The following is a 9,767-nucleotide window of genomic DNA, read 5'->3' as shown; positions in this document are numbered from 1 at the left end:
GTTCGTCGCCGGGCTGCTCGACGCGTGCGGCGAGGTCGCCGACGGTGGGCTCCGGATCGTCGTCGCGGGAGAGGAGATGGCCCGGGCCGCGGTGGACGCGCTGGGGCGCCTCGGGTTCCGGGTCGCGGCCGATCCGGCCGCCGTGCGCGGCGCCGTCCGGCTCCGGCTGCTCGGCGGCGCCGCGGAGCATCTGCGGCTCGTCGCCGCGGTCGACCCGGCCGTCGGGCGGGTGCGGGACGTGGCCGGCGCGGCGGTGGCGGAGCCGGCCGGCGGGTCGCCGCGGGTGGAGTCGGTGCACGACCTCGGCGTCGAGACGGCGATGTTCGACATCACCACCGGCACCGGCGACTTCGTGGCCGCCGGCGTGATCAGCCACAACTGCTTCGCCCGCAACACCCACACCTATCTCGACCTCGACGCGGGGCGCGACTTCGACTCCCAGATCGTGGTGAAGGTCAACGTCGCCCGGGTGCTCGAGCGCGAGCTGTCCGCGCCGAGGTGGCGCCGGGAGCCGGTCGCGATGGGCACCAACACCGACCCCTACCAGCGCGCGGAGGGCCGCTACCGGCTGATGCCCGGGGTGATCCGGGCGCTCGGCCGCTCCGGGACGCCGTTCTCGCTGCTCACGAAGGGCACCGTGCTGGCCCGCGACCTGCCCGACATCGCCGCCGCGGCGGCCGACGTGCCGGTCGGGATGGGGGTGTCGATCGCGCTGGTCGACCGCGCGTTGCAGGCGCACCTGGAGCCGGGGACGCCGACGCCGGCCGCACGGCTGGACCTGGTCCGGCGGATCACCGACGCCGGGCTGCGGTGCGGGGTGATGGTCGCGCCGGTGCTGCCGCTGCTGACCGACTCCGAGGAGGCCCTGGACGCGGTCCTGGGCGAGATCGCCGCCGCCGGGGCGACCGGGGCGACGGTGCTGGCCCTGCACCTGCGCCCGGGGGCGAAGGAGTGGTTCCTGCAATGGCTGGCGCGCGAGTACCCGGCCCTGGTGCCCCGGTACGAGCGGCTCTACCGGCGCGGGGCCTACGTCGACGCCGAGTACCGCCGGGCGCTCGGGCGCCGGGTCGCGCCGCTGCTGGCCCGGCACGGGCTGGACCGCCCGTTCCCGACCCCGCGCACCCGCGACGGTGCGACGCAGGCCCCGGCCGACCCGCTGCAGGGGCAGCTCAGCCTGCTCTGAGCACCTCACGGACCCGGCGCGCACGAGGGGGACCACGACGCTGCAAACCTGCCGACCGGTCCCCGGGGGCGGACGGATAGCCTTTCCCGTCGTGATGCGTACCCACCCCGTCGGCACCCTGCGTGCCGAGCACGCCGGCCAGACCGTGACCCTCGCCGGATGGGTGGCCCGCCGCCGTGACCACGGCGGGGTGATCTTCATCGACCTCCGCGACCGCTCCGGTTCGGCCCAGGTCGTGTTCCGCGAGGGCGAGATGGCGCAGCGCGCGCACCGGCTGCGCGCCGAGTTCTGCGTCCAGGTCGTCGGCGAGGTCACGCTGCGCCCGGAGGGCAACGAGAACACCGAGCTGGCCACCGGGTCGATCGAGGTCACCGTCACCGAGCTGACCGTCCTGTCGGAGTCGGCGCCGCTGCCGTTCCCGGTCGACGAGTACGCCGGGGTCGGCGAGGAGATCCGGCTGACCCACCGCTACCTGGACCTGCGCCGCCCCGGTCCGGCCGCGGCGATGAAGCTGCGCAGTGACGTCAACAAGGCCGCCCGCGACGTGCTCGCCGGCGAGGACTTCATCGAGGTCGAGACGCCGACCCTGACCCGCTCCACCCCCGAGGGGGCGCGGGACTTCCTGGTCCCGGCCCGGCTGCGCCCGGGCAACTGGTACGCCCTGCCGCAGAGCCCGCAGCTGTTCAAGCAGCTGCTGATGGTCGGCGGCCTGGAGCGCTACTACCAGATCGCGCGCTGCTACCGGGACGAGGACTTCCGCGCCGACCGGCAGCCCGAGTTCACCCAGCTCGACATCGAGATGAGCTTCGTCGAGCAGGACGACGTGATCGCCCTCGCCGAGAAGGTGCTGGTCGCGATCTGGAGCCTGATCGGCTACGAGGTCCCGACCCCGGTCCGGCGGATGAGCTACGCCGAGGCGATGAGCCGTTACGGCTCGGACAAGCCCGACCTGCGCTTCGACATCGAGCTCACCGAGCTGACGCAGTACTTCTCCGGCACCGAATTCCGGGTGTTCCAGAACCCCTACGTCGGCGCCGTCGTGATGCCGGGCGGGGCGTCGCAGCCGCGCAAGACGCTCGACGCCTGGCAGGAGTGGGCCAAGCAGCGCGGTGCCCGCGGGCTGGCCTACGTGCTGATCGGCGAGGACGGCTCGGTCGACGAGCGCGGCCCGGTCGTGAAGAACCTCTCCGACGACGAGCGGTCCGGCCTGGCCGCCGCGGTCGGGGCGAACCCGGGCGACTGCATCTTCTTCGCCGCCGGCAAGGCCACCGAGGCCCGCGCCCTGCTCGGCGCGGCCCGCGGCGAGATCGCGCGGCGGATCGGCGCCGTCGACGAGAGCGCCTGGTCGTTCGTCTGGATCGTGGACGCGCCGCTGTTCGAGTCCGCCGCCGACACCGACGACGTCGCCGTCGGCGCGGGCGCCTGGACGGCTCTGCACCACGCGTTCACCTCGCCCACCCCGGAGTGGATCGACACGTTCGAGTCCGACCCGGGCAACGCGCTGGCCTACGCCTACGACATCGTCTGCAACGGCAACGAGATCGGCGGGGGCTCCATCCGTATCCACTCGGCCGACGTGCAGAAGCGCGTGTTCGAGATCATGGGCCTGACCCCGGACGAGGCGCAGGAGAAGTTCGGGTTCCTGCTCGACGCGTTCGCCTTCGGCCCGCCGCCGCACGGCGGGATCGCGTTCGGCTGGGACCGGATCGTCGCCCTGCTGGCCCGGATGGACTCGATCCGCGAGGTCATCGCGTTCCCGAAGACCGGCGGCGGGTACGACCCGCTGACCGCCGCGCCGGCCGCGATCACCGCGCAGCAGCGCAAGGAGGCCGGCGTCGACGCGAAGCCGGCCGCGTCGACGTCCGGGGGCACGGCACCCGGCGGTGCGACGCCCGGGCCGGGTGGCGCCGCGGGCGTCGAGCGGCCGGGCCCGGCGGCGCCCGGAGCCACCGGGCCGACGCCGGCGAGCTGACGCCGGGTCACGGTGCTGCATCTGCGGGTGGTCAGCCCGGCCGCGCTGACCACCGACGTGCGTGCCGTGCTGGACGCGGAGCCGGGCGTGGCGCACCTGGTGGTGCACCACGGCGCCGCCGTCCGCCCGGCCGGTGACCTGGTCGAGGCCGACATCGCCCGGGAGTGCACCGACGACGTGCTCGCGGCGCTGACCGACCTCGGCATCGACCACACCGGTGCGATCACCCTGGAACAGCTCGACACCGTCCTGTCCGACGTCGCCGACGCCGCCGAGGAGGCCGCGCCCGGCGACGGCGCCGACGCCGTCGTGTGGGACGAGCTGATCGGGCGCACCGGTGAGGACTCCCGCCTGACCGTCAGCTTCCTGTCGTTCCTGACCATCGCCTGCCTGCTCGCGGCCGTCGGCGCGGTCACCGACTCGCCGGTCACGGTCGTCGGGGCGATGGTGCTCGGACCGGAGTTCGGGCCGATGGCCGCGGTCGCGATCGGCCTGGTGCTGCGCCGCCGGGACCTGGTCGGGCGGGGCCTGCTCGCGCTCGCGGTCGGGTTCCCGGCGGCGATCCTGGTGACCGCGCTGGCCACCGTCGCGTTCGACGTGACCGGGCTGATGTCGAGCGGTTCGCTGGACGCGCTGGAGCAGATGGACTTCATCTACGACGTCGGCGTGTTCTCGCTGATCGTGGCGCTGCTGGCGGGCGCGGCCGGGATGCTGTCGCTGACCTCGGCCCGGTCCTCGGCGCTGGTCGGGGTGTTCATCTCGGTGACCACGGTCCCGGCGGCGGCCTACGCCGCGGTCGCGGCGGTCGAGGGGCGCTGGGGCGAGGCGGTCAGCTCCCTGGTGCAGCTGCTGGTCAACATCGTGGGGGTGGTGGCGGCCGCGGCCGCGGTGCTGCTGCTCGCGCGGCGCCAGAGCCGTCGCCGAGGGGCGGACCGGGGGCTGTCCGAGGGGTAGGGTCCCCCTGATGACAGATCCGGGTTCACCGGGCGGTCCGATCGCCGAGGCCGTGGCGGGAGCCGAGCGGCTGCTCAGCCGCCGGGCCGGGGCGAGCGTCCACCTGGCCGACCCGGAGGACCTGGGCGGCAGCGGCGACTCGGTCGTCGTCCGCGCGCGGATGGTGCACAACCCGTTCTCCGGGCGGCGCAACGTCGTGGTCAAGCACTACCTCGGCGACGTCGAGCCGTCCGACCCGTTCCGCTACGAGGTCGCGAGCTGCCAGCTGTTCACCGCGCTCCCGGCCGACCTCCGGCCCAGCCCCATGATCATCGCGTACGACCCGGAGCAGCGGCTGCTGGTGCTGGAGGACCTCGGGCGCAGCTCGACGCTGGCGGACAAGCTCTTCGGCCCGGACCGGGCGACGGCGCAACGCTGCCTGCTCAGCTGGGCCCGCGCGCTGGGCCGGATGCAGGCCTCGACCGCCGGGCGTGAGGACGACTTCGGTGCGCTGCTGCACCGGCTGGGGGAGAAGACCCGCCGCGACCCGATCTCGGACGAGGCCCGCGCCGCGCTGGCCGGGCTGCCCGCGATGCTGCGCGAGACCCTCGGGGTGGAGCTGCCGGCATCGGCCGAGCTGGAGGCGCGGGCCACCGCCCGGCTGCTCGGAGGCACCCGGTTCCGGGCGTTCAGCCCCGCCGACACCTGCCCCGACAACAACCTGGTGACCAGCCTGGGCGTGCGCTTCGTCGACTTCGAGTGGGGCTGTTTCCGCGACGTCGTGCTGGACGCGGCGTACTTCCGGGTGCCGTTCCCGGCCTGCGCGACGAGCTTCGCGCTGCCGCCCGGGATGGCCGCGGAGATGCAGGACGCGTGGCGGATCGAGGTGGCCCCGGTCTGGCCCGAGCTCGACGACCGGGAGCTGCTCGAGTCGCGGCTCACCGACGCGCACGTCCTGTGGGTGTGGTGGTGCACGTTCACGCTGCTCCCGCGCCTGCTCGAACACGACGGGCCGATCGGCCGCGACGCCGGACGGTCCCCGCGGATCAGCTCCGCGCTGCGGCACTACTGGCGCGGGCTCGGCGAGGCGGCCGCGCTCACCGACCGGCCGGCCACGGCGGAGCTGGCCGAACGGGTCGCCGGCGCCCTGGACGAGCGCTACCCGGACGCCGCACCGGGCCTGCCGGTGTTCCCGGCGTTCCGCACCGCGGTCTGAGGCGGCGTTCCGCACCGCGGTCTGAGGCGGCGGTCCGAGGCGGCGGTCCGAGGCGGGTTGCGCCGGGCAAAGGTTTGCTCAACGCCGCGATCGACGTCGCCGTGGCCGGCCGCGAGGGTGTCGGCGTGCTGGACCTGCACCGGATGCCCGGCGGCTACGACCCGGCGTCCTGGAGCGTCGACCGCCTGCACCCGTCCGAGGCCGGGCACCGCCTGCTCGCCCGCGGGCTGGGCGACCTGCTCGCCGAAGCCGGGTTCGCGGTGCCGGACCCGGTCCCGACCGACTGCGCGGGCGGACGCCGGGTCACCGCCCTGGACCGCGGCGCCTGGCTGATCGGCGTGGGGGCGCCGTGGCTCGCCCGCCGGGGCCGTGACCGGGGGCCGGTGATGCTGCGAAGTTTTGCCGGGGGACTGCGCGCGGGACGGAGGTGAGGCCTCTCGGTTCGGTCCGGCCTCATGAGGCCGGCGAATGTAGCGCGTCCGAGCCGTCCGCCCGAGGTGTCGCGTCGTGCGCGACCGTATACATCCCGATCATGCATCCGAGCGCGAGCGCCAGCGCGACGATCAGGACCCACCCCGCTCCGCGCACCCGCCGTACCGCGACGAGAAGTGCGCCTGCCACGGCCTGGGCGAGGACAGTCAGCCACAGTGGCCCGAACCGGCCCGGGAGCAGCTCGATCCGTTGGGAGCCGCCCTCGACCCGCACGGGGTAACCGGTCCATTCCGAGCTGGTGAGGGTAATCTCCGTCCCCTGCATCAGCCGGACGTCCGAGACCGGGCCGAGGACGATCCGGTTCCCGTCGGCGAACCGGGCCGTGGTCATCTGTCGCAGCTTCCGTATCGAGCGGCTGGACGTCTGCTCGAATCTCGGCTCGCCCACGACGGCCGACACCTCGGAGACGGGCCCGACACGACCTGCCGCGGCCAGAGCCAGCGACGGCAGGCTCAACCCGGCGTAGATGCACGAGAGCATCGCGAGCAGCGACACCACGTGGTGCCACCATGGGATGCGACTCTCGGCGAGAGTGGGAGTCCCCGGTGGCGGGAGGAATCCGTCCATGCGGCGGACCCTAGGCGAGCGGCTACGCGTCCGAGGACGTTCGAGAAACCCGTCAGAGCGAGCCCAGGAACCGTCCCATCCGCTCCACGGCCTGCTCCAGCTGCGGCAGGGCGGTGGCGTAGGAGCAGCGGATGTGCCCCTCGCCGGAGGGTCCGAACACGTTGCCCGGCACGACCGCGACGCTCTCGGCCTTGAGCAGCCGTTCCGCGAACTCCTCCGAGTCCAGGCCCGACGACCGGATCGACGGGAACGCGTAGAACGCCCCGGACGGCTCCGGGCACTCCAGGCCGATCTCGCGCAGCCCCTTCACGAAGACCCGGCGGCGGCGGTCGTAGTCGGCGACCATCTCGGCCACGTCACCCTCGGCCGAGGTCAGCGCCTCGACGGCGGCGACCTGGGAGACGTGCGGGGCGCACAGCATCGTGTACTGGTGCACCCGCAGGCACAGCTCGGCGATCGGGCGCGGCGCGGCCATCCACCCGACCCGCCAGCCCGTCATCGCCTGGGCCTTGGAGAACCCGCCCAGCACCACGGTGCGGTCGCGGGCCCCGGGCACCGCACCGAGACAGGTGTGCACACCGGTGTAGGTGAGCCGGTCGTAGATCTCGTCGGAGACCAGGTAGAGGTCGTGTCGCTGCGCCAGGCGGACCAGCTCGCGCAGCACCGCGACCGGCTGCACCGCGCCGGTCGGGTTGGCCGGGGAGCCGATCAGGATGGCCTTCGTCCGCGGCGTGATCGCGGCCTCGATCGCGGCGACGTCGATCGCGAACGAGTCCTCCGCCGTCGTCGCGACCCCCACCGGCGTCCCGCCCGCGAACGACACACACGGCTGGTAGGCGACGTAGCAGGGCTCCGGGACGATCACTTCCTCACCCGGGTTGAGCAGCACCCGCAGCGCGAGGTCGAGCCCCTCGGACACGCCGGTGGTGATCAGGCACTCGGTGTCCCACGCGTAGTGCGCGTCGTAGCGCGACGACAGGTCGTCGCAGATCAGGCGGCGCAGCGGCGCGAGACCGGCGTTGCCGGTGTAGGTCGTGTAGCCGTGCTCCAGGGCGTAGATCCCGGCCTCGCGGATCCGCCACGGCGTGACGAAGTCCGGCTCGCCCACGCCGAGGGAGATCACGTCGTCCATCTCGGCGGCGATGTCGAAGAACCGGCGGATACCCGACGGCGGGCAGGCGGTGATCGTGTCGTTGAGCGGCTTCATCGACGCCGCCTCAGGGGGTGACCGGCAGGCGGTGGTCGGGCTCGGGTTCGGCGAACGTGTCGCCGTCACGCTTGTGCGTGGCCAGCACGAAATGCGTGGCGGTGGACTGCACGCGGTCGATCGTGGACAGTTTCTGGCTGACGAAGTCGCTGATCGCGCGGATGTCGCGGCCGACGATCGTGCAGCGCAGGTCGTGCCCGCCGGAGACCAGGTAGCAGTCGCGGACCTCGTCGAAGCGGGAGATGCGGGCGGCGACGTCGTCGAAGCCGACGCTGCGGGCCGGCGCGACCGACACGTCGATGAACGCCGTCACCTCCTGGTCGCGGCCCTGCACGGCCTCCCAGTTGACGACGGCCTTGTGTCGGCGGATCACCCCGGACCGTTCCCAGTCGCCGATCAGGGTGTCGACCTCGTCGACCGTCAGACCGACCATGGTCGCGATCGTGTCGTGGCTCAGCTGCGCGTCGCGTTCCAGCAACTCCAGGATCTCCCGCACACCGGCGACCCTACGTCCCACCTCCCGCGCGCGGTCATCCGTGGTGCGGGCTCAGGCCGTGGCGGGCAGGTCGAGCCGTTGCACCGGTAGCCCGGTCTCGATCTCGACGAGGTGGGCGCGGGTGCACGACCCGCAGACCCAGGCGGTGCCGGTGGCGGAGTGTTCACTGCTCCAGCCCAGACCACGGGCGTCCGCGGGGGTGTGCGGGCGTGCGCAGAGCGGGCAGGACGTGCGGGTCACGTGGTCCATGGAGGAACGGTGCCGGGTCGGCGTTGCCGGGGTGTGAACCGGCGCGTCGCCGCTGTTGCGTTCCGGAGAAGGCTCGATGTCCGCTTCCGTCCGGTTCCCGGTGACGCCGGTGTGACCGGTTGATCACGATCGGGCGGACGACCCGGTAAACCGCCGCTCCGTCCGGTGGGCCCCGTTAGGGTCCGCGCGCATGACGAGTTATCCGCCATCCGATGGGGGTGACCAGCAGCGACGCCCGGGGGACGAGGGGCAGTCGCAGGGGGGTTCACCGCAGCAGCCCGGTCCGCCGGACCCGTACGGGCAACAGCCCTACCCGCAGCCCGGCCAGTACGGCCAGCAGCCGTACCCGCAGCAGTACGGGCAGCCGGGGTACCCGCCACCGGCCGGGTACCCGGGAGGCGGCGGCCCCCCGGGCTATCCGCCGCCCGGGTACCAGGGCGGGTCCCTCGACCCGGACGACCCGCTGGTCGCGACGTCGTTCTCGCAGTGGTTCTCCAAGTCCTTCGGGGTGCTGGGACGCAGCTGGAAGGCGCTGCTGCTGATCCAGGTCGGGGCCTATGCCGTGCCGGTCGTGCTGGGGCTGCTGGTGGCCCTGCTCGCCGTGGTCGGCACTCCACCGATCCTGCTGGTCGTGCTCGGGTTCATCGTGCTCGTGGTCTTCGTGGCCGCGCTGCTGATCGCGCAGGGCGCGTCGTACTACTTCGTGACCCAGGAGGCGGCCGGCGCGCCGGTGCCGGTGGGCGACGCGGTCCGCTTCGGCGCCTCCCGGGCGCTGCCGCTGCTGGGCTGGGGCATCCTGGCCGCGATCCTGATCTTCATCGGGTTCATCCTGCTGGTCATCCCCGGGATCTACCTGGGCGTCGTGCTGAGCGTCGTGGCCGCCGTGGTGATGTACGAGCGGGACGGGATCGGCCGGTGCTTCTCGCTGGTCAACCCGCGCTGGTTCCCCACGTTCGGGCGGCTGCTGCTGTTCACCGTCGCGGGCGCCGTCTACCAGACCATCGTTCTGCAGATCCTGACCCTGCTGCTCGGCCCCGCCGACACCAACCCGTGGGTCAACCCGCTCCTGCAGCTGCTCTCGATCCCGGTGGCGCTGCTGGCGGTCGGGGTCACCGTCGTGACCTACGCGGAGCTGCGCCACCACGAGGCGCCCGGCCAGGTCTCCACCGCCCGGCTGTCCGCGGAGCTGGCGCAGAGGTGACGACCGGGCTCCGTCGGTGAGCTGCGTGGGCCGCCGGTGTTCGGGTCGTCCCGGCACCGGTGGCACGCTGGGGGGCGATGAGCACCGACGGCCTGTTCGACATCGACCCGGGTGACGACGCGCCCGAGCCCGACGAGCGGACGTCGGCGAACGCGCCGCTGGCCGTCCGGATGCGTCCGCGGTCGCTGGACGAGGTGGTCGGGCAGCGCGACCTGCTCAAGCCCGGCGCCCCGCTGCGCCGCCTGCTCGAG

General features: G+C 73.5%; 9 protein-coding genes and 2 pseudogenes. 7 read left to right on the top strand and 4 right to left on the bottom strand.

Annotated elements, in window-relative coordinates; all coding sequences use genetic code 11:
• The 5 genes and pseudogenes from I4I78_RS25260 to I4I78_RS25240 all read left to right on the top strand — a co-directional run.
• A pseudogene (locus I4I78_RS25260) lies at positions 1-1,183 on the top strand (radical SAM protein); the annotation flags it as partial.
• A gap of 91 nt (positions 1,184-1,274) precedes the next feature.
• A complete protein-coding gene (aspS, locus tag I4I78_RS25255; protein WP_218613985.1) occupies positions 1,275-3,155 on the top strand; it encodes an aspartate--tRNA ligase in 1,881 nt (626 codons plus the stop codon).
• 12 nt (positions 3,156-3,167) lie between these two features.
• Positions 3,168-4,109 (top strand): DUF389 domain-containing protein, encoded by a 942-nt coding sequence (locus tag I4I78_RS25250; protein WP_218613984.1) that lies wholly within the window; start codon positions 3,168-3,170, stop codon positions 4,107-4,109.
• 10 nt (positions 4,110-4,119) lie between these two features.
• Complete coding sequence (locus I4I78_RS25245) at positions 4,120-5,304, top strand: hypothetical protein (protein ID WP_218613983.1); 1,185 nt, start codon at positions 4,120-4,122, stop codon at positions 5,302-5,304.
• 74 nt (positions 5,305-5,378) lie between these two features.
• On the top strand, positions 5,379-5,735 hold the full coding sequence (locus I4I78_RS25240; protein WP_218613982.1) for a hypothetical protein: 357 nt from the start codon (positions 5,379-5,381) through the stop codon (positions 5,733-5,735).
• A gap of 22 nt (positions 5,736-5,757) precedes the next feature.
• Here I4I78_RS25240 and I4I78_RS25235 read toward each other — a convergent pair whose 3' ends face one another.
• The 4 genes from I4I78_RS25235 to I4I78_RS25220 are packed head-to-tail and all read right to left on the bottom strand — an operon-like array spanning position 5,758 to position 8,315.
• Complete coding sequence (locus I4I78_RS25235) at positions 5,758-6,363, bottom strand: hypothetical protein (RefSeq protein WP_218613981.1); 606 nt, start codon at positions 6,361-6,363, stop codon at positions 5,758-5,760.
• 52 nt (positions 6,364-6,415) lie between these two features.
• Complete coding sequence (locus I4I78_RS25230) at positions 6,416-7,570, bottom strand: aminotransferase class I/II-fold pyridoxal phosphate-dependent enzyme (RefSeq protein WP_218613980.1); 1,155 nt, start codon at positions 7,568-7,570, stop codon at positions 6,416-6,418.
• A 10-nt stretch (positions 7,571-7,580) separates the two neighbouring features.
• Positions 7,581-8,066: an Lrp/AsnC family transcriptional regulator gene (locus tag I4I78_RS25225; protein WP_218613979.1), complete on the bottom strand. Its 486-nt coding sequence runs from the start codon at positions 8,064-8,066 to the stop codon at positions 7,581-7,583.
• 51 nt (positions 8,067-8,117) lie between these two features.
• A complete protein-coding gene (locus I4I78_RS25220; RefSeq protein WP_218613978.1) occupies positions 8,118-8,315 on the bottom strand; it encodes a hypothetical protein in 198 nt (65 codons plus the stop codon).
• Between the two features lie 190 nt (positions 8,316-8,505).
• Between I4I78_RS25220 and I4I78_RS25215 the strand changes: the two genes are divergently transcribed.
• Positions 8,506-9,516 carry a hypothetical protein gene (locus I4I78_RS25215; RefSeq protein ID WP_218613977.1) on the top strand — a complete coding sequence of 337 codons (1,011 nt, stop codon included), beginning with the start codon at positions 8,506-8,508 and terminating at the stop codon, positions 9,514-9,516.
• Positions 9,517-9,593: 77 nt separating this feature from the next.
• Positions 9,594-9,767: pseudogene (locus I4I78_RS33035) on the top strand (replication-associated recombination protein A); the annotation flags it as partial.

Origin of the sequence: Pseudonocardia sp. KRD291, from assembly GCF_019263595.1 — a bacterium.
Lineage (GTDB): Bacteria > Actinomycetota > Actinomycetes > Mycobacteriales > Pseudonocardiaceae > Pseudonocardia.
This window is presented reverse-complemented; position numbering and strand designations above follow the sequence as displayed.

Excerpts from the sequence above, each read along its gene's own strand:
- I4I78_RS25230 (WP_218613980.1), bottom strand. The coding sequence starts at position 7,570 with ATGAAGCCGCTCAACGACACGATCACCGCCTGCCCGCCGTCGGGTATC.
- I4I78_RS25215 (WP_218613977.1), top strand. The coding sequence starts at position 8,506 with ATGACGAGTTATCCGCCATCCGATGGGGGTGACCAGCAGCGACGCCCG.
- I4I78_RS25245 (WP_218613983.1), top strand. The coding sequence starts at position 4,120 with ATGACAGATCCGGGTTCACCGGGCGGTCCGATCGCCGAGGCCGTGGCG.
- I4I78_RS25235 (WP_218613981.1), bottom strand. The coding sequence starts at position 6,363 with ATGGACGGATTCCTCCCGCCACCGGGGACTCCCACTCTCGCCGAGAGT.
- I4I78_RS25220 (WP_218613978.1), bottom strand. The coding sequence starts at position 8,315 with ATGGACCACGTGACCCGCACGTCCTGCCCGCTCTGCGCACGCCCGCAC.